Genomic DNA, 18921 nt, shown 5'->3' on the forward strand with positions numbered 1-18921 from the left:
GGGGCTCCCTTTTATTGGCACGATTCCGGCACCTGGCCTCGGGCACTCGACGGCGCTAGTGCCGCCTACCTCTGCTACAGCCCGGATCTTGCTCTTCCGGGGGCGTCCTTGGTGATCGCCCGTTTCGTTGAAAGCGCCGCCGAAGCGGGCGTCCAGCGGTTGGTGCTGCTGTCCGGACGCGGCGAAGACGGGGCAAGGGCGGCAGAGCGTTCCGTGCAGGGTCCCCGTCTGCTCACCCTCAACGATGTTGCCGCCGAATTGTCGGCAGCGACAGGGAGGCGGATCGAATTCCTGCCTTGCAGTTGAGGCGAATTTGGGACAGATCTGGCCAATGACGGTGTTCCCGGGACCGCCGGCACCGGCATGTGGGCCGCGCCCGCGAAAGCGGTTCTCCGGTGAACGGCTGGCTGTCCTTGGTCGCCGGGACCGGCTCCGCAGTTGCGGGCGGGTTCTACCTCGCCTTCTCCACCGTGGTGATGCCCGCCCTTCGAAGGCGCCCGGCGAAGGAATCCATCGCGACCATGGTCTTCATCAACCACATGGCTGTGCGGCCACCGTTCATGATCGTGTTCTTCGGCACTGCGGCGGCCTGCGCGGCGGTCGCCGTTGTCGCCGCCGCGGACCCGCTGACGAGGTCACCCATCCAAGTCGCCGGTGCGGCGGCCTATCTGGCAGGGTGGGCGTCCACCATGGTGGTGAACGTGCCATTGAACAACCAGCTGGCCAATGCCGTAGGCGATCAGCCAGGCCAGCAGAGGACCACCTACGAGCAATCCTGGACTCCAGCCAACCACCTTCGCGCCGCCCTCTCCTTCGCTGGCGCGGCCGGGCTGCTTGCCTCCGTGCCACATCCCTGAACGATCGGCGCCATGGCCAAGAACGCTCGCCCAGCGACCGACGGTCGCCCGTGGCGGGCGGTCGCTGGGTTCCGGGCGGCGGTAGTCTAGGGCGCATGGAGATGCGCCTTGAAGTTGTTCAGGTCCCGGTAGCCGATGTCGACAGGTCGAAAACGTTCTATACGGAGAAGCTTGGTTTTGTCCTCGACCACGACGTTGAGTACATCCCCGGAATGAGGGTGGTCCAGCTGACCCCGCCGGGTTCGGCCGTTTCCATCGTGATAGGTACGGGGATGACCAGCATGACGCCCGGCAGCCTCGAAGGGTTGCAGCTCGTCGTGCCGGAGCTGGGTACTGTGCGCACGGAACTTCTGCGCCGCGGCGCCGATGTCAGTGAAATTCAAGACATGGGCGGCGTGCAGTTTGCCTACTTCGGGGACCCGGACGGAAACCGCTGGGTCATTCAGGGCGCCACGCCCCAGGACGTCAGGGATGCCCACCTGGATGGGTAACTAAACAGAATCAGGACCGGACGCCGATTAGTGGCCTCCGGTCCTGATTGTCCCTATTCATTGTGTTAGGTCTCAGGCCAGCCATAGTGACGTCCGTGTGAACGGCACCGGTCGGGGTCCCTTTAGTGCGCTGCTGCGTAGCGCTCCATCACATCAGCCTGAATACGGCCCCGGGCATTCACGGGGATGCTGTTTTCAATAGCCCACGCGCGGACAGCCTTGGCGTCTTTGAGGCCGGTGCCGGGTCGTCGCGCCGGCCTGGCGCGTCCTGTGGTCTTTCTCGCGACGGCGGTGTACTTATTCAATGCCTCACGCAGTTCGGCGGCGTGGACGTTATTGAGATCAATCTCATATTCGGCAGCATCGATGGAAAAAATGATTGTTTCATTCGCTTCGGAACCGTCGAGATCGTCTTCAAGCGTGGTTATTACTCGTTTTGCCATGCCGGTTAGGTTATCACTCGTCATTGATAATAAATCCGGTATCAATATTGCTTAATTCACGAAATGCCGTGATTGCCTGAAGTAATTCAACGCTGAATAGGCTGCTGTGAATATGCTCCTGCTCCCCGCTGAGGGGGACACCTTCGGGGCAGGGGGCGCTACTCGAGGGTCGGCCGCCGTCGTTGCTGTTTTGTCGCCGAACGCTGTTCTTTTGCGGCAAGGCGCCGACGATTGGAACCGCGTGTGGGTTTGGTCGCCCGGCGGGGAGCAGCTTCGGGGGCAAGGGCGCTTGCCAGGATGTCGGAAAGTTTGGCCAGGGCGATCTCCCGGTTGCGCAACTGGGACCGCTGCTCGGAGGCGGTTACCGTGACTACCCCGGCGATGAGCCGCCGTGCGAGCCGCGTGACCAGTATCATGCGTTGGTCGTCCGAAAGCGCCGCAGAGTTCTTGACGTTCCACGAGAGTTCGACGCGGCTGTCCGAGGTGTTGACGTGTTGGCCGCCCGGGCCGGACGAGCGGGAGAACCGCCAGCGGAGTTCAGACGCGGGAATTGTGAGCGCAGGCGACACCTCCAGATCCATGCAACAAGCGTTGCACAAGCCGGGCGTGATCGAAGCCTCGACGTCGGGCTGCCTGGTCCGATGCGACTCGCAGGCGATGCCGAACTCGCTTTTGTTGCCCGCCAGGGGCAGGAGACAGACTGGTCTTTCTGGTTATAGGCTTGGGTCAAAGTTCGCTGCAGCCGGGGAGGGAGATTCTCATGACGGTCAACCGTGTGGATGACCAGCCGGTTCTGCGGGAGCCGAAGGAGGGCGACCGCACGTGGGTCAGCCACCGCCCCACAGCGGACGGCCCGGTCAGCGGTCATTGGCTGGTCTACAGTGCGGAGACCGGCATCTGGCACTCCGAAGCCTGAACGTGGCGGGACGCTGCCGGTCCGGCCGATCCTGACCTCCATGGTTGCGGGTAAGCCCGTTACCCCACGTGGATGCGCGGCCGTCGGGCCGGATCCGGTTCGTGCTTCCGGATGATCTCCCGCACAACCGGTGGAGTGTCGCCGCGGCCCAGGAGCAGGTAGCGCATCAGGTGGGCGAGCGGGTTGCCTTCGGACCATTCAAAGTACGCGTGCGGGATGACGCCGGCAGTGTCCCGGAGGGCCAGGAGGATCGCAGCGATGGCGTTGGGGGCTGCAGGACTTTCGACCCGCAGGATGCGGTGTCCGTCCACTTCGACGCCGTGCACGTCCAGGGTCCCGCCGAAGTTGGAGGGGTCGATGATGTCGATTTCAAGGAAGATGACGTCTGCAGTCCCGGGGACAGCGTTCTGGCCCCGTTGTTCGTATTCCTTTTCGGAGTATTCCCGGTTGTCACCGGTCTGGCGGCGGTTGGCGATCAGGTTCAGGGCGCCGTCGTAGTCCAGGGAATCGGCGATGAAGCGGCGGGTGTTCTCGTCAAATCTGATCAGGTCGGCACGCAGCTCCGTGGTCCGCGCGACACGGGAAACCAGCGAGATGGCGATGATGCCCAGGATAAAAAAGGCCGAGATGGTCAGGCCATCGGGCTTCTCGATGACGTTAGCGGCCAGCGCGTAGAGCAGTATCAGGGACAGCAGGGCAAAGCCTGCCCCGGCCCGTCGGTTGCCCCGGCTGAAGGCGGAGATGGTGACGGCGATGGATCCTGAGACCATCATGGCCAGGATGCCTGTGGCGTAGGCGCCGGCCTGGGCGTTGACGTCTGCGTTGAAGCCGATGGTTATGAGGATGCTGACCGCCGTGTAGACGATGACCACGGGTCGGACCGCGCGTCCCCATTCGGGGGCCATGCCGTAGGCGGGGAGGTAGCGCGGGACGATGTTGATCAGGCCGGCCATGGCCGAGGCGCCGGCAAACCACAGAATCAGGATGCTGCTGATGTCATAGACCGTGCCGAAGCCGTTTCCCAGTTGCTGGTGGGCCAGGTAGGCCAGGGCTCGTCCGCTGGCCTCGCCCCCGGGCTCGAATTCCTTGGCCGGGATCAGGACCGTGGTGACGAAACTGCTGCCCAGGAGGTAGACGCTCATGATGGCAGCGGCCGCTGTGAGCAGTTTGCGGGTGTTCCGCACCCTGGCGGTGAGTCGTTCCTCGGCGGTCCTGCCCTCGGCGGCCACCAACGGCATCATGCTGACGCCTGTTTCGAACCCGGACAGGCCGAGGACCAGCAGCGGGAAGGCAATGACGGCAGGGCCCACAATGTCCCCGAAGCCGCCGCGTGCCGACAGGTCCCCGGTCCACGCGGACAGGGCTTCGGGATCGCTGATGACGGTGGCCACGCCGGTGATGATGACCACGGCATTGAGGAACAGGAATAATGCCACCAGCGGAATGGCCACCACAACGGCCTCGCTGAAACCCAGCAGGAACACACCGCCCAGTATCAGCAGGAGGACCACGGTAATGAGGACGGCCTGTCCATCGAGGAAATCCGGGAGATAGGGGTTTTCGAGCATGTGCACAGTGGCATCGGCCGAGGAAAGCGTGATGGTGATGATCCAGGAAGTTGCCACGAATCCCAGGAGGACCAGGACGAAAATCTTCCCCCGCCAGAACGGCAGGAGGCTTTCCAGCATGGCAACCGACCCTTGTCCGTGCGGGCTTTCGCGGGCCACCCTGCGGTACATCGGCAGCATCCCCAGAAGCGTGAGGGCAACGATCAGCAGGGTGGCAAGCGGCGACAGCGCGCCGGCGGCAAGCGCGGCGATGGCCGGCAGGTACGACAGCGTGGAGAAGTAGTCAACGCCGGTCAGGCACATGACCTTCCACCATGCCTGGGGAGTGGTGTGGTCTTCGGGGCTCTCCGGGCCGATCACCGGCTGGACCTGGTGCTTGAGCAGCCACCGCCCCAGAGCGTTTCCCGTATCGGTCGGTTGTCCCGGCCGGCGGACTTCCGCGGGAATGATCTGGCGGTCTGTACCGCTCATTTGCGTCTCCTAGGCTCGGCCGGCGCAGCACATTGACCTGCACCCATACTTCGGCGATTCAACCTATTCCGGGACGGGAGGGAAAGGGCGGTTTTGTCCGATTCCTTTACGCTTTCTTAACGCCGACGGCGCCAACGCACTCAGGCAGGCCGGCAGCCTATGGCTCCTGCACTTCTTCGATCCAGTTTGCCAGCGCCTTGACGTCGTCAAGGCCTATGTTGTGGCCGCCCGGGGATCGTACGCCCACTGTCTTTGCGCCTGACTCGTCGGCTAGGTAGCCCCAGGTGTGCTCCAGCAGTTCGGCCGGTATGACTGAGTCGGCGTCGCCGTGGGCAACGAACATGGGAACGTCCTGCAGCCGGCCCGGCGTGGTGGGCACTCCGGCGTCGAAAGGCAGGGTTCCGCGAAGGATTGCCGCGCCCGCGAAGCGTTTCGGATCGTCGAGGACCAGGCCTCCGGCGAAGGCTGCGCCGCCGCTGAAGCCCACGAGGATCACTGGCCGCGGAGCAGGCGCGATAGTTTCCAGCCACTCCTTGAACCATGCCATGGTCTCGGCCAGGGATTCGGCTACGGGGCGGCCGATGCCGCGGTTGGCGAACCAGGCAAACCCTGGGCCTTCCGCCAGCGGTGCCCGCACCGCTGCGTAACTCGGACCGATAGGAAGGTGGGCGGCCAAAGTGATGATGTCCGTTTCGCGCGACCCGCGCCCGTGCAGCAGGATCACAAGGGCCTTGCCGGCATCGTCCGGCGAATGCCATGCAGTGGTCGGGTCAGGCAGCTTGCTCAAGCTACTGCCCCGGTGAGGTCGATGAGCGGTAAGGCGGGTTTGCTGAAGTCGAGGGGACGGGTGTCCATGGTGGCTCCTGTTTCGCTACTGATGCGATCCACAAAAGGATTGCTTTACGCTTCAACTAAGCCCATGCCGTGTTCTATTCCCGTGTTCTATTCACGCGGCTTTCAGCCGTCGGGTGCACTAAGGAAGGCTCGGGTCCAGATCTTGGGCGCGGTGCGGGACCGCCAGCGGAACATGGACCGGGGCAACGACTTCTTCAACCCCTAAGCCGGCGGGTTGTGTCACCTTCCCAGATGGGGTGCTGCGCGGACGTGCGTGCGTTGGCCTTGCTTTCCGATGAGGCTGAGGAATTCGACGGGACCGGCGCCTGTGGCGCCGAACCAGTGCGGGGTGCGGGTGTCGAACTCCGCGGCCTCACCGGGTTTGAGGATGAGGTCGTGTTCGCCGAGAACAAGGCGCAAGGTGCCGTCGAGCACGTAAACCCAGTCGTATCCGTCGTGGGTCCGTAGCTGCGGGTCCTGTTCGTCCTTGCCTGCCGGGAGGATGAATTTGTAGGCCTGGATGCCGCCTGGCCGGCGAGTCAATGGCAGGATCGTCGACCCGTCTGCGCTGGCGACGGGCCGCAAATTAACGCGGGGGTCCCCGGTCGGTGGCGCGTCGACAAGCTCGTCCAGTGTCACCCCGTGGACGCGGGCCAGCGGCAGCAACTGCTCGAGAGTGGGTCGCCTCAGGCCTGCTTCGAGCCGGGAGAGCGTGCTGGCGGAGATCCCTGTCTGTTCCGCCAGGTCCGCGAGCGTTACGTCCCGGCGGAGCCGGAGGCGCTTGAGCCGGGGTCCGACAGCGTTGAGGGTGTGGTCTACGTCGCGGGTCATGCCCCGATTTTGCCATTTGGCAATGTTGCTTGCACCTTCGCCGCCTTGTTGGGCACGATCGACGGTGAAGCTTGTATCAAATCGGAAGGGATTCGGCGTGGACCAGACGGCACATACGTTCGGCAAGGGCTATTGGGAGAGACACTGGGAACAGGTCCACGATGCTGCGCCTGGAGGCTTGGGCGCGGGCAGCCCGAACCCGTATCTCGCACAAGAAACGGACGGCCTGACGCCGGGTACGGCGCTGGACGCCGGATGCGGGACGGGGGCGGAAGCCATCTGGCTGGCATCTCGCGGATGGAAGGTCACTGGAGCCGATATTTCCGCGGCTGCCCTCACCCACGCAGCCGCGAGCGCAGCCAAGCAGACCGTGGCCACCGGGGTGACCTGGGTCGAGGCGGACCTGACCATCTGGGAACCGGGAGGCCTTTTTGACCTTGTGACCACCAATTACGCCCACCCCGCGATGCCGCAGCTGGCGTTCTACCGGCGTATCGCCGACTGGGTCGCGCCGGGAGGCAAGCTGTTGATCGTCGGGCACCTGCACGACCCCTCCTCACCGGGACACGGAAACCACCCTCCCGCCGAGGCCACCGTCACGCTCGCGGACATCACCGGGGGCCTCGACCCTGCCATGTGGAGCCTGGACAGTGCCCGGGTGCAGACGCGCACAGTCGACGGACCCGGGGGCCACGGCGCGTCCCTGCGCGACGTCGTTGTCCGGGCCACCCGGCAGTAAACCCGCCTGAGACCGCGTCCAGGTAATCCGCCGCCTCGGGCAGTGGCAATAGCGGGGCCGCCTACACAAGCGGCCACGGGTAGCCTTCCCCGGCTTCGGGCTTGTAGACCGCATACGCCGAGTCGTCCCCGGAGGAAACCCGGACGAAGAACGCCGCGTTGCTGCCCCGGGGGATGCGTCCCAGCAACTCGACGCGGCCGTCGGTGAGCAGTGTCAGTCCCCGTCCGGACACCGTCTGCTTCCGTTCACCGCGCCCTCAGCCCGTTCAAGGGTTCCAGCGTCGAATTCACCATGAGGACGGAAGGGGGCCGGCCCTCGCCGTAGGAAATGACCGTGACCGAGCCCGGGCTGATGACGATCCGCTGGAAGTGGTCCAGCTGTGTACCGAAGGCGTGGGCCACGGCCGCTTTGATCGGGTCGGCATGCGAGAAGCATACGACGACGCCCCCGGCGTGGGCGGAACGCAGCACCTCAAGTGCTCCGACCATCCGCTCCTGCATCTCCGCGAAGCTCTCCCCGTCGGGGAAACGGAACGTTGACGGGCTCTGCTGTACGGTCTGCCATTCCGGCAGGACCGCCAGTTCGGCGAGCGCGGCGCCGGTCCACTCGCCGAAGTCGCACTCGATCAGGCCGGCGTCCTGGTTCACGTCACGCCCGGTGGAGGCTGCCGTGGGCTCTGCAGTTTCGCGCGTGCGCTCCAGGGGGGAGGAGTAGATGGCGTCGACGGCAAGACCCGCGAGCCGTTCCGCGACCCTTACTGCCTGGGCGCGGCCGCGCTCGGAAAGATGCAGCCCCGGTGCCCGTCCCGGCAGTACCGTGCCCGTCGTCGGCGTCTCTCCGTGGCGCACCAGAAGCACGAGGGTGCCCGCCGGTCCCGGGGATGGAGCGGGCGGTGCCGAAGCCGTTGCTGCAGTCATCAAAATCCAGCGTAGGCCGTGGCACGGACCCGCGGGTGAAAAACCGGGGGAAATTCCCTCGATTCCCCGCACGGTGGAGGTCTACGGTAGAGAGGTGACTGATCGTCCCGATATCTTCACCGTTGGCGAACTGCATGCCGCCGGCCACGTCCATAAGGACTTGCGCCACGAGATCCGCGGCAACCTTCTCGCCGCGCTCGCCGCCGGCCGTGATCCGTGGCCGGGGATGTACGGTTTCAGCCGGACCGTCCTTCCCCAGCTTGAGCGCGCTTTGATCGCCGGGCACGACGTCGTCCTGCTGGGTGAGCGGGGACAGGGCAAGACGCGTCTCCTGCGAACCCTGGTCGGGCTGCTTGACGAGTGGTCGCCGGTGATCGAGGGCTCGGAACTGAACGAACACCCCTTCGAACCGATCACGGAACACTCCCGCGCCCGTGTGCTCACCGAAGGGGACCGGCTGCGTGTTGCCTGGCGCCACCGCTCGGAACGGTACGTCGAGAAGCTGGCCACACCGGATACTTCCGTTGCCGACCTCATCGGCGACGTCGACCCCATGCGCGTGGCTGAAGGCCGGCGGCTGGGGGATCCCGAAACCATCCACTACGGCCTGGTTCCGCGCTCCAACCGCGGCATCATCGCCATCAACGAACTGCCCGACCTCGCCGAACGGATCCAGGTCGCAATGCTGAACGTGATGGAGGAACGCGACATCCAGATCCGCGGCTATGTGCTGCGGCTGCCCCTCGACGTGCTCGTCGTCGCGTCAGCCAACCCTGAGGACTACACCAACCGCGGCCGGATCATCACGCCCCTGAAGGACCGCTTCGGCGCCGAGATCCGCACGCACTACCCGATAGAGCTCGACGACGAGGTGTCCGTCATCCGGCAGGAGGGGCGGCTGGTGGCCGATGTCCCGCCCGTCATCCTCGAAATCCTCGCCCGCTACACCCGTGCGCTGCGGCTATCCCCGGCCATCAACCAGACCTCCGGAGTTTCGGCACGGTTCGCCATCGCGGGCGCCGAAACCGTCGCCGCAGCAGCGCTGCGCCGGGCCAGCGTTCGCGGCGAGGACGAGGCAGTCGCGCGGATCATCGACCTCGAGCCCGCCGTCGAAGTCCTCACGGGCAAGATTGAGTTCGAGTCCGGCGAAGAAGGGCGCGAACAAGCCGTCCTCGACCACCTCCTGCGCACTGCCACGGCGGAAGCCGTGCGGGCGCACTTCCACGGCATCGATCTCGGTCCGCTCGTGGCCGCGCTCGACGGTCACCGGACCGTGACCACGGGGGAGCATGTCACGGCGCGGGAGTTCCTTGAAAACCTGCCGTCCCTTGACTCGTCCGGGCTCTACGACGAGATCAGCGGGCGCCTCGAGGCCAGGAACGACGGGCAGCGCGCCGCCGCCATTGAACTTGCCCTGGAAGGGCTGTACCTCGCCCGGCGGATCTCGAAGGAGTCCGACGACGAGGAGACGATCTACGGCTAGGGGATAGGCGGCATCATGAACGCTCACAGCCGGTCAAGGTATGGCCGGTACAGGGGAGGACCCGACCCGCTCGCACCGCCGGTAGACCTGGCGGAGGCGCTCGACGCGATAGCCGAGGACGTCATGGCCGGTTACTCGCCCCGGCACGCCCTGCAGGAGTTCCTCCGGCGCGGCGGCCGCCACCGGGAAGGTCTGGACGACCTCGCCGGCCGCGTGCAACAGCGCCGGAAAGAACTCCTGAGCCGCCACCGCCTGGACGGCACCCTCAGCGAGGTCCAAAAGCTGCTCGCTTCCGCAGTGCTGGAAGAGCGCAAGCAGCTGGCCCGTGACGCCATGATGGATAGCACCGACCGCGCACTCAGGGAGATGCAGCTGCAGAACCTGCCCTCGTCAACGGCGGCAGCGGTCAACGAACTCGCCTCCTATGACTGGCAGTCGAGCACCGCACGGGAAGCCTTCGAGCGCATCAAGGACCTGCTGGGCCGTGAGGTCCTCGACCAGCGGTTCGCCGGCATGAAGCAGGCGCTCGAGAACGCCACAGATGCGGACCGCGCAGCTGTTGACGAGATGCTGCGGGACCTCAACGAACTGCTGGACAAGCACCGGCACGGCGAGGACACCGACGCGGACTTCCAGGAGTTCATGGCCCGGCACGGCCATTTCTTTCCGGAGAATCCGCAATCCGTCGAGGAGCTGATCGACGCACTGGCCCGGCGCGCCGCCGCGGCCCAGCGTCTCCTGCAATCCATGTCCCCGGAGCAGCGCGATGAGCTGATGCGCCTGTCTGCCCAGGCGTTCGGCTCACCCGAACTCATGGCCCAGCTCGATCAGCTCGACTCCAGCCTGCGCGCCCTGCGCCCGGGAGAAGACTGGAATGGCTCCGAACGCTTCGAGGGTCAGGAAGGGCTCGGGCTGGGCGATGGCACGGGCGTGCTTCAGGACATCGCCGAACTCGACGAGCTGGCCGAACAGCTTTCCCAGTCCTACAACGGATCTCGCCTTGATGACCTGGACCTGGACGCCCTGGCCCGCCAACTCGGTCAAAAGGCCGCAGTGTCGGCACGTACCCTCGCCGAAATCGAGCGGGCCATGCAGGACGGCGGCTACCTGCGGCGCGGCGCCGACGGCGACCTCCGGCTGTCCCCGCAGGCCATGAGACGGCTCGGCAAGTCACTGTTGCGGGACACCGCCAAGCAGCTGTCCGGCCGGCAGGGGCGCCGGGACACACGTGTCGCCGGGGCAGCCGGCGAGCAGACGGGATCCAGCCGGCCGTGGGAGTTCGGCGATGCCGGGCCGTGGGACGTGACACGCACCATGACAAACGCAATCCGCCGGACCGTGGCCGAGGGCGGCGACCCGGGCCGCGGATTACGGCTGGGACCGGGCGACATCGAGGTGACCGACACGGAGGCGCGCACGCAGGCCGCCGTCGTCCTCCTCGCCGACGTATCGTTTTCGATGGCCGCCGAGGGGCGGTGGGTGCCGATGAAGCGCACCGCACTCGCCCTGCACCATCTCGTCTCCACCCGGTTTCGCGGGGACCGGCTGCAGCTCATCACGTTCGGCCGCTACGCGCGGACCATGGACATTGGCGAACTCACGGCCCTGGCGTCACGGCGGGAGCAGGGAACCAACCTGCATCACGGCTTGCTGCTGGCCAACCGCTTCTTCCGCCAGCATCCGTCAATGCAGCACGTCCTCCTCGTGGTGACCGACGGGGAGCCGACAGCGCATCTGTTGCCGGACGGGGACTCGTGGTTCGACTACCCGCCGGCCCCCGAGACCATCCGGGTCACGATTGCCGAACTCGACCGCCTTGGCCGCGCAGGGACCCAGGCCACGTTCTTCCGGCTGGGCGATGACCCGGGCCTCGAGCGGTTCGTCCAGCGCATGGCGCGCCGAATCGACGGCCGGGTGGTGGCGCCGGAAACCGGTGACCTCGGGGCTGCCGTTGTGGGGGAGTACCTCCGCGCTCATTTCCGCGGCCGTCCCTTCGACGACGCCGACTGGGCCTCATAGCCCAGAGTCCCGTTCCGCCGTCATCAAAGCCATGTACTTGTATAGTTGTATACAAGTACAAAAAGGTGGAGGTTGTCAGTGGTCGAATCACAGTCCCGGAATACCGGAGCGCATCTGGTCTACGGAGAGCTGAAACGCCGGATCCTTAACCTGGAATTGAAGCCGGGTGAGCGGATCTACGAACCCGCAATGGCGCCGGAGCTGCAGGTGAGCCGGACGCCGCTGCGGGAGGCGATCCGGCGGCTGATCTCGGAAAGCCTGCTGGAACAGCAACCCACAGGAGGCGTGCTCGTCCCGATCCTGGACGAACGAGCCATCGCCGAACTGTACGGCGTGCGCGCGGCACTGGAGTCCCTGATGGCCCGTGAGGCATGCGCCAAAGCGACGCCGGCCGACATCGCGAACCTGGAAGGGATCGTGGAACGCAATGCCGCCATGGTGAAGTTCGCCGACGAAGCCATGAGGTATGGAATGGCGCTGCACACCGCCATCGCGGACATCGCCGGAAATTCCTGGGCGCAGAGGTTTCATGACCAGGTGTCCAGCCAGATGGAACGCTACCGCCACTTCACCAACAGCACGCAGGAACGCCGCGACCAGGCTCTCGCCGAACACCGCATCCTGGTGGAGGCCCTCGCTTCGGGCAAACCGGAAGCAGCCGCCAGGATCGCTTTCGACCACGTCGCCGGCGCCCGGGACGCCGCGGTGCGCGCCGTCTCCGGCGCCGCCCCCGTCATCCCGTGATCGGTGAACTGGGCCGCCGTTCGGCGCTGGCACTTCTCCTTCATTCGACGCTGATCCAAGCCGTGACGTTCCTGGTCCGGCCGGCAACCACTTACCGGGCGCTGGAACTGGATGTGCCGGGATATGCCCTCGGCCTCCTCGCGGCCAGCTACGCTGTTTTTCCCTTGCTGCTGGCTGTCCCCACCGGCGCCCTCGTGGACCGGTTAGGCGAGCGGCGGCTGATGGTGACCGGATCCGCCGTCGTGCTTGGCTGTTCCGTCTTCCTGCTGTTCTGGGGGACAACAGTCCCGGCGTTGGTTATCGGCACGGCGCTGCTTGGCGCAGGCCAACTGGCGTGTGTGGTGGGGCAGCAGGCCGTCGTGGCGAACAATGCCGTGGCGTCAGGGCTTGATTCCGCCTTCGGATACCTGACCTTCGCGGCGTCTCTGGGGCAGGCGCTTGGCCCGCTGGCTATCTCCGTGGTGGGCGGTGCCTCTGTCCGCCCGGACACCCAGGCAATCTTCTTCCTCTCGGCCGGCATGAGCCTGGTTCTCTTCCTCACCACCTTCGTGATCTCGACGAAGGCCGCCGGCAGGAAGTCCGCCGTCACGGCAACGGGCAGCTCGCAGGGCAGTGTTGCCTCGCTGCTCAGGACGCCGGGGCTGGTCCGGGCGCTGGCAACGAGTGCCACGGTGCTGGCGGTGGTGGACCTGACGGTTGTCTACCTGCCCGCGCTCGGAACGGAGCGCGGCTTCAGTGCAGCCACGGTGGGCCTCATGCTCGCAGTGCGGGCCGTGTTCTCGATGGTTTCGAGGCTGGGGCTCGGACGCCTGTCCCGGAGGTTCGGCCGGGGGCGGCTCATGGTGTCAAGCCTGGCGCTCTCCACCGTCGCGCTGGGTGTCGCGGCGATTCCGATGCCCGAGTGGCTGCTCTTCGGGGTGATGGCCGGGCTGGGTCTGGGGCTGGGCATCGGCCAGCCGCTGACCATGTCCTGGCTTTCGGCCCAGGCCCCGGACGGCCAGCGCGGAAAGGCCCTGGCCCTGCGGCTTGCCGGGAACAGGGTGGGCCAGGTGGTCCTGCCCAGCGCCATCGGGGTTGTGGCGGCCGGGCTCGGGGCAGCCGGCGTCTTCCTGGCGTCCGCGGTTGTTGTGGGCGGAACGCTCCTGCTGGTCCGCGGCGTCCGCCTGGACGACTGACAGGAGCCCCGCCCAATCCCCGTTGGTTACTTTGTGCTTCGGGCGGTGAAGCCAGGTTGCGTTGCGCGTCGGTGCGTTTCGTTCCCGGTTGAACGGGGTGCGGGGCGGGTGGTTGGTTTGGGTGACCGGCCTTGAAAGGGATAGAACATGACCGAACATTTTGATCTCACCCCGCAGCGCCTGCGTCACGTGCTGGGCCATTTCGCCTCCGGGCTGACGGTGGTCACGGCCGGGACGGAGAACGGCCCGGCCGGGTTCACCTGCCAGTCTTTCTCGTCCCTTTCCCTGGATCCGGCGCTGGTGACGTTCAGTCCGGCCCGCAGTTCCAGCACTTGGCCGCTGCTGCGGGCCGCGGGCCGGTTCACGGTGAACATCCTTCCGGCCGGGCAGCGGCATCTTGCCGCGCAGTTTGCCCGTTCGGGCACCGATAAGTTCGCCGGTGTGGGGTTTTCGGTGTCGCCGCTGGGTAATCCGGTGCTGGATCAGGCCCTTGCGTGGGTGGATTGCGAGCTGTACCGGGAGTACGACGGCGGCGACCACACCATTGTGGTGGGGTCGGTCCGTGCCCTGGGTGCACGGGACGGTGCCGGGCCGCTGCTCTTCTTCAAGGGCGGCTATTTCGACGGCGTGCCGTCCCGGGCCGGGCAGCTGGAAAGCGCCGCATGACACGGGTATGGGCATGATCGGGGCACTTACCCGGAGGATCCAAATGATCTGCGGCGAGGAGCTCTCCTTGCTGCGCCGGCAGATGTACGCACTTGCGTGGCAGGACATCCACGACGGCGCCGTTGAGGGCGCCGCTACCGCCATGGCACGCAAGCCATCCTGCGCGAACCAGGGCGTCAGCGTTGACGTCGTGTGCTTCGCCCGGCGCCCCGACGCGGATGACGCCACTGTTTTCGTGATTTCCGTGGCGATGCAGGTTCATCCGGACCGCCCTCCCGGTGAGGTGTACTGGGAAGAAGCCGATGCCTGGGCGCTGGCAGTCGCCGGCAATGAGTGGTTCAGGGTTGAACCCCGCGGTGGCCTTGAAAAAGCAGGCAGCCGGATTTTCCACTACGCACTGGCCGAGGAAGCGCCGGCTTACGGCCAGGCGGTGCCGCTCCACGAAGTGACGCTGGGGGATTCATCGACTCCCTGATGAGCACCCGGCGCCGCCCTCACGCCAGCCGCGCCACACTTCGGCGTGTGGGCCGCAGTGCGGCGCCGTCGGAAAAGAGTTGCGGGGTTGCCTGCTGAATCCGCTGGACATCCTCAAAAACGCCCCGCAGGTGCAGCCGCAGGGAGCTGTCGGCGTCAGCCAGGTTCTTGGCTTCAAGGGCATCGACAACCGCGGTGTGTTGTTGGATCAGGGTTGCTATGGGCCTGGTGTCCAGAAGGCTCAGGCGGCGTGCGCGGTCGAGGTGCGCTTTGGCGGAGTTGACGGCGGCCCAGGCGGATTCGTGCCCTGCAAGCCTCAGGAGTTCGCGGTGGAAATCCTCGTCCAGCCGGAAGAACTCATCCACATCGCTGGCGGCATCCGCGTCCGTTTGGCTCTTGAGTATCACGCGTAGTCCCGCAATCCCCGCTTCGTCGACCGTCAGGTCGCGCAGGGACGCGCATTCAATGGCCTCGCGGACAAACTGAGCCTCGGATACCCGCCCCAGGTCCACGAGCGAGACAAAGGAACCGATCTGCGGGTAGACCTGCACCAGTCCCTCCTCCCTGAGCAGAATCAGGCTTTCCCGGACCGGCGTGCGGCTGACCCCCAGTTCCTGTGCGAGCTCGTTCTCCGAGAGCGGTTCACCCGGAGGCAGCTGGAGGGAAATGATGCGACGCCGCAGCGTCTCCAGGGTCTGGTCACGCACAGAGAGCCGCGGGGACTGTCCCTTGCCGGGTTTATCGGATGCCATGCCCCCAGTCTATTCTCTTGACACACTAGAATGGTAGTGCTTGTATGGTAGTTAGTTAGCGAGGTGCCGCCGGTCACAACAACCCACCGCCGGCCTTCTTCCTTTCACTCACCCCCTTCGTTTTTCATCGCCTGCAAAGGAGCACCAGATGACTGAGAGCATCGCGCCGCCCACCGCCCGGCCGGAGACCAAACCCACCAAGGAACTGGCAAAGGTCGCAGTGTCCGGATGGCTGGGAACCGCCATGGAATTCATGGACTTCCAGCTTTACTCCCTGGCAGCAGCCATCGTCTTCAACAAGATCTTCTTCCCCGACGTCAGCCCGGTCATTGGCCTGATTGCCGCAATGGCCACCTACGGCGTCGGCTACGTTGCCCGTCTCGCCGGCGCCGTCTACTTCGGCCGCATGGGCGACAGGATCGGCCGCAAGAAGGTCCTCTTCATCACCATCGCGCTAATGGGCGCGTCCACAACCCTGATCGGCGTTCTCCCCACCTACGCGATGATCGGGATCTGGGCCCCCATCCTGCTGGTTGCACTGCGGCTGGCACAGGGCTTTGGCGCCGGTGCCGAGATCGCCGGTGCCACGGTCATGCTGGCCGAGTTCGCCCCGGCCCGCCGCCGCGGCCTCATCTCCTCCCTCGTGTGCCTCGGCACGAACTCCGGGACGCTCGCCGCCTCGGCACTCTGGGCGCTTCTGGTGAGCGCACTGCCGGAGGACCAGCTGTTGAGCTGGGGCTGGCGCATTCCGTTCCTGTTCAGCTTCGTCCTGATGATCTTTGCCGTGTGGGTCCGTCGCTCCCTCAAGGAAAGCCCGGTGTTTGAACAGCGGGCCGATGTTGTGGACGGCGTGGCACTCTCCAAGCGGGAAATCGTCGCGGCGGACGAACTCGCCACGACCAGCACCATCGAAGCAGCCCTGCACCAGCGCAAGGGAAAGGCCTTCCTGATCGCCCTGGGCCTGCGGTTCGGGCAGGCCGGAAACTCGGGGCTGGTCCAGACCTTCCTGGTGGGCTACCTCGCTACTGTCCTGCTGGTGGACAAGAGCGTGGGCACCACCGCCATCGTGTACGGCTCGCTGCTTGGCTTCCTCACCATCCCCGTCATGGGCATGCTCGGTGACCGCTTCGGCCGCCGGCCCCTCTACCTGGTGCTCAGCACGCTGACCGCCCTGTTCGCCATCCCCATGATGCTGATGGTCACCAGCGGAAACACCACACTCATTACCGTCGCCATGGTCGTCGGCCTCGACCTCGGCGTTCTCAGCCTCTTCGCCATGGAAAGCGTCACGATGGCCGAGTTCTTTGGAGCCCGCACCCGCTTCACACAGCTCGCCCTGGCCAAGGAAATCGGCGGCATCCTCGCCACCGCCATCGGCCCGCTGCTGGCTGCGACCCTCACCGCCATCACCGGGCACTGGTGGCCGCTTGCTGCGATGCTCATCGGCTACTCCCTGATCACCCTGGTCTCAGCCTTCGTAGGGCCCGAAGTCCGCGGCCGCGACATGGTCCGCCTGGAAGACGCCGTATGAAAGCCGTCGTAGTCCACGGAGCGAATGACCTCCGCATCGACGACCGGCCCGAGCCCGTCGCCGGACCCGGTGAAGTAATCATCGACGTCGAGTGGGGCGGGATCTGCGGCTCGGACCTCTCCTACTGGCGCCACGGGGCCTCCGGGACGGCGGCGCTGAAGTCGCCGCTCGTCCTCGGCCACGAGGTCGCCGGCCGGATTGCCCGGCTGGGCGCCGGTGTCCGGAACCTCGACGTCGGCCAGCCCGTCACGGTACATCCGGCGGAACTGGTGGGGGACGGCATCATGCCGGACCGCCTGGCCGGCCGCACCAACCTGTACCCGCAGATCAGGTACTTCGGATCCGCAGCCTTTGACCCGCACACCGACGGCGGGTTCAGCGAACGCAAGCTCGCCAAGGCAACCCAGATCCGGCCGCTGCCCGACGGCGTGGACACCCTGCACGGTGCGCTTGCCGAGCCGCTGGCCGTCGCCATGCACGCGGTCAAGAGGGCAGGATCGCTGACCGGCAAGGACGTCCTGGTCAACGGGGCCGGGCCCATCGGCTCGCTGGTGGTTGCCGCGGCAAGGTTTGCCGGCGCCAGAAGCGTCATTGCCGCCGACATCAACGACTCCGCGCTGCAGATTGCGAAAGCCATGGGCGCGGACCACGTCGTGAACGTCTCCGGCGCGGGCAGCCTCCCGGAGGACATGGAACTGGTGTTCGAGGCCTCCGGCATCCCTGCGGTGCTGGGCGGCGTCCTGCGCGCCACGGCCCGCGGCGGAACGCTCGTCCAGGTGGGCAACCTTCCCGGCGCGCCGGCCCCTTCAGCACTCGGGGACCTGGTGACGCGGGAGATCACGTGGATCGGCTCGTACCGGTTCGTTGACGAAATCGGCGACGCCCTCCAGGCCATGGCAACGGGGCTGGACGTCTCCCCGGTCATCACGCACACGTTCGGGATCGACCAGGCAGCCGAGGCCATGCGCGTCTTCGGCGATCCGGCGTCCGGAAGCAGCAAAGTCATGCTGCGGCTCTCCCCAACTGAGTAGCGGCAGGTGTCGTTTTGTCGGTTCAAAACGACACCTGCTGCGACCCACTTGCACTCATCCCACACATCTGAAGGACCAATCAGTGAAGATCACCGACGCACGGGTAGTGGTTTCGTCTCCCGGACGGAATTACGTCACGCTCGTTATTGAAACCGAGGACGGCATCACCGGCATCGGCGACGCCACCCTCAACGGCCGCGAGCTGGCCGTGGCGTCCTACCTCTCGGAGCACCTCTGCCCGTTGCTGATCGGCCGCGACGCGCGCCGGATCGAGGATGCCTGGCAGTACTTCTACAAAGGCGCTTACTGGCGCCGCGGACCGGTGACCATGACGGCGATCGCCGCCATCGACGTCGCACTCTGGGACATCAAGGGCAAGGCCGCCGGGATGCCGGTGTACGAATTGCTGGGCGGTGCCGCCCGCGAGGGCGTGATGGTCTATGGGCACGCCAGCGGCTCAACCCTTGAGGACCTCAGCGCCGACTTCCAGCACCACCTGGACCTCGGCTACAAGGCGATCCGTGCCCAGGCCGCGGTGCCCGGTCTCGAGAAGACCTACGGAATCGCTCCGGTGGACGGCAAGCTCTACGAGCCGGCCAGCGGCAACGTCCCGCAGGAGGACATGTGGGAAACCACCTCCTACCTGGACTTCGCACCGAAGATGATGGCCCACGTCCGCGAAGAATTCGGCTACGGGGTGCACGTCCTGCACGACGTGCACCACCGCTTGTCGCCGATTGAGGCCGGCCGCCTGGGCGCGTCCCTGGAGGAGTATCGGCCGTTCTGGATCGAGGACCCGACGCCGGCCGAGGACCAGTCGGCGTTCCGCCTGATCCGCCAGCACACCACCACGCCCATCGCCGTCGGCGAAGTGTTCAACTCGATCTGGGACTGCCAGCAGCTGATCACCGAGCGGCTCATCGACTATATCCGGACCTCCGTTTCGCACGCGGGCGGCATCACGCACCTGCGCCGGATC

At 66.0% G+C, this 18921-nt stretch carries 21 protein-coding genes and 1 pseudogene; 14 read left to right on the forward strand and 8 right to left on the reverse strand.

Annotated elements, in window-relative coordinates; translation table 11 throughout:
• The 3 genes and pseudogenes from PV761_RS22665 to PV761_RS22675 form a co-directional block, all read left to right on the forward strand.
• A pseudogene (locus PV761_RS22665) lies at positions 1 to 306 on the forward strand (hypothetical protein); the annotation flags it as partial.
• Between the two features lie 89 nt (positions 307 to 395).
• Positions 396 to 857 carry an anthrone oxygenase family protein gene (locus PV761_RS22670; protein WP_347899821.1) on the forward strand — a complete coding sequence of 154 codons (462 nt, stop codon included), beginning with the start codon at positions 396 to 398 and terminating at the stop codon, positions 855 to 857.
• Positions 858 to 952: 95 nt separating this feature from the next.
• On the forward strand, positions 953 to 1348 hold the full coding sequence (locus PV761_RS22675) for a VOC family protein (RefSeq protein ID WP_028272724.1): 396 nt from the start codon (positions 953 to 955) through the stop codon (positions 1346 to 1348).
• 122 nt (positions 1349 to 1470) lie between these two features.
• Here PV761_RS22675 and PV761_RS22680 read toward each other — a convergent pair whose 3' ends face one another.
• Both PV761_RS22680 and arfB read right to left on the reverse strand, forming a co-directional pair.
• The gene (locus tag PV761_RS22680) at positions 1471 to 1791 is read right to left on the reverse strand and encodes an Lsr2 family protein (protein ID WP_028272725.1); all 321 of its coding nucleotides are present in this window, start codon (positions 1789 to 1791) and stop codon (positions 1471 to 1473) included.
• A 158-nt stretch (positions 1792 to 1949) separates the two neighbouring features.
• Entirely contained in the window at positions 1950 to 2372 is a 423-nt protein-coding gene (gene arfB, locus PV761_RS22685) for an alternative ribosome rescue aminoacyl-tRNA hydrolase ArfB (RefSeq protein WP_347899822.1), read from the reverse strand.
• A 179-nt stretch (positions 2373 to 2551) separates the two neighbouring features.
• On the opposite strand from arfB, the gene PV761_RS22690 reads away from it, so the two are divergent.
• Entirely contained in the window at positions 2552 to 2707 is a 156-nt protein-coding gene (locus PV761_RS22690; protein ID WP_347899823.1) for a hypothetical protein, read from the forward strand.
• Between the two features lie 59 nt (positions 2708 to 2766).
• On the opposite strand, the gene PV761_RS22695 is transcribed toward PV761_RS22690, so the two are convergent.
• From PV761_RS22695 to PV761_RS22705, 3 genes are all read right to left on the reverse strand, one after another.
• Positions 2767 to 4746 carry an amino acid transporter gene (locus tag PV761_RS22695; RefSeq protein WP_347899824.1) on the reverse strand — a complete coding sequence of 660 codons (1980 nt, stop codon included), beginning with the start codon at positions 4744 to 4746 and terminating at the stop codon, positions 2767 to 2769.
• Between the two features lie 157 nt (positions 4747 to 4903).
• Positions 4904 to 5533: a serine esterase gene (locus tag PV761_RS22700; RefSeq protein WP_347899825.1), complete on the reverse strand. Its 630-nt coding sequence runs from the start codon at positions 5531 to 5533 to the stop codon at positions 4904 to 4906.
• A gap of 287 nt (positions 5534 to 5820) precedes the next feature.
• Positions 5821 to 6411 carry an XRE family transcriptional regulator gene (locus PV761_RS22705; RefSeq protein WP_028272729.1) on the reverse strand — a complete coding sequence of 197 codons (591 nt, stop codon included), beginning with the start codon at positions 6409 to 6411 and terminating at the stop codon, positions 5821 to 5823.
• 97 nt (positions 6412 to 6508) lie between these two features.
• Between PV761_RS22705 and PV761_RS22710 the strand changes: the two genes are divergently transcribed.
• Complete coding sequence (locus PV761_RS22710) at positions 6509 to 7150, forward strand: class I SAM-dependent methyltransferase (protein ID WP_347899826.1); 642 nt, start codon at positions 6509 to 6511, stop codon at positions 7148 to 7150.
• Positions 7151 to 7211: 61 nt separating this feature from the next.
• Here the strand turns inward: PV761_RS22710 and PV761_RS22715 are convergent, their stop codons facing one another.
• Complete coding sequence (locus PV761_RS22715; RefSeq protein WP_347899827.1) at positions 7212 to 7382, reverse strand: hypothetical protein; 171 nt, start codon at positions 7380 to 7382, stop codon at positions 7212 to 7214.
• A 13-nt stretch (positions 7383 to 7395) separates the two neighbouring features.
• Complete coding sequence (locus tag PV761_RS22720; protein ID WP_347899828.1) at positions 7396 to 8067, reverse strand: MSMEG_4193 family putative phosphomutase; 672 nt, start codon at positions 8065 to 8067, stop codon at positions 7396 to 7398.
• Positions 8068 to 8161: 94 nt separating this feature from the next.
• On the opposite strand from PV761_RS22720, the gene PV761_RS22725 reads away from it, so the two are divergent.
• The 6 genes from PV761_RS22725 to PV761_RS22750 all read left to right on the forward strand — a co-directional run bounded on the left by PV761_RS22725 (position 8162) and on the right by PV761_RS22750 (position 14629).
• Positions 8162 to 9550, forward strand: a complete 1389-nt coding sequence (locus PV761_RS22725; protein WP_028272732.1) for a sigma 54-interacting transcriptional regulator — start codon at positions 8162 to 8164, stop codon at positions 9548 to 9550.
• Positions 9551 to 9565: 15 nt separating this feature from the next.
• Positions 9566 to 11569: a VWA domain-containing protein gene (locus PV761_RS22730; RefSeq protein ID WP_347899829.1), complete on the forward strand. Its 2004-nt coding sequence runs from the start codon at positions 9566 to 9568 to the stop codon at positions 11567 to 11569.
• Between the two features lie 78 nt (positions 11570 to 11647).
• Positions 11648 to 12313, forward strand: a complete 666-nt coding sequence (locus PV761_RS22735; protein ID WP_347899830.1) for a GntR family transcriptional regulator — start codon at positions 11648 to 11650, stop codon at positions 12311 to 12313.
• Complete coding sequence (locus tag PV761_RS22740; RefSeq protein WP_347899831.1) at positions 12310 to 13488, forward strand: MFS transporter; 1179 nt, start codon at positions 12310 to 12312, stop codon at positions 13486 to 13488. The genes PV761_RS22735 and PV761_RS22740 overlap by 4 nt, the downstream gene beginning before the upstream one ends.
• 147 nt (positions 13489 to 13635) lie before the next feature.
• A complete protein-coding gene (locus PV761_RS22745) occupies positions 13636 to 14154 on the forward strand; it encodes a flavin reductase family protein (RefSeq protein ID WP_347899832.1) in 519 nt (172 codons plus the stop codon).
• Between the two features lie 43 nt (positions 14155 to 14197).
• Positions 14198 to 14629 carry a hypothetical protein gene (locus tag PV761_RS22750; protein WP_347899833.1) on the forward strand — a complete coding sequence of 144 codons (432 nt, stop codon included), beginning with the start codon at positions 14198 to 14200 and terminating at the stop codon, positions 14627 to 14629.
• Positions 14630 to 14648: 19 nt separating this feature from the next.
• Here PV761_RS22750 and PV761_RS22755 read toward each other — a convergent pair whose 3' ends face one another.
• The gene (locus PV761_RS22755; RefSeq protein ID WP_347899834.1) at positions 14649 to 15380 is read right to left on the reverse strand and encodes a GntR family transcriptional regulator; all 732 of its coding nucleotides are present in this window, start codon (positions 15378 to 15380) and stop codon (positions 14649 to 14651) included.
• A gap of 148 nt (positions 15381 to 15528) precedes the next feature.
• On the opposite strand from PV761_RS22755, the gene PV761_RS22760 reads away from it, so the two are divergent.
• The 3 genes from PV761_RS22760 to PV761_RS22770 form a co-directional block, all read left to right on the forward strand.
• Complete coding sequence (locus PV761_RS22760) at positions 15529 to 16911, forward strand: MFS transporter (RefSeq protein WP_347899835.1); 1383 nt, start codon at positions 15529 to 15531, stop codon at positions 16909 to 16911.
• Positions 16908 to 17942, forward strand: a complete 1035-nt coding sequence (locus tag PV761_RS22765; protein ID WP_347899836.1) for an L-idonate 5-dehydrogenase — start codon at positions 16908 to 16910, stop codon at positions 17940 to 17942. Before PV761_RS22760 ends, PV761_RS22765 begins: the two co-directional genes overlap by 4 nt.
• Positions 17943 to 18024: 82 nt before the next feature.
• The coding region (locus PV761_RS22770) for a D-galactonate dehydratase family protein (protein ID WP_347899837.1) at positions 18025 to 18921 on the forward strand (897 nt) is incomplete at its 3' end.

It is taken from the genome of Arthrobacter sp. CC3 (assembly GCF_039907775.1).
GTDB lineage: Bacteria > Actinomycetota > Actinomycetes > Actinomycetales > Micrococcaceae > Arthrobacter.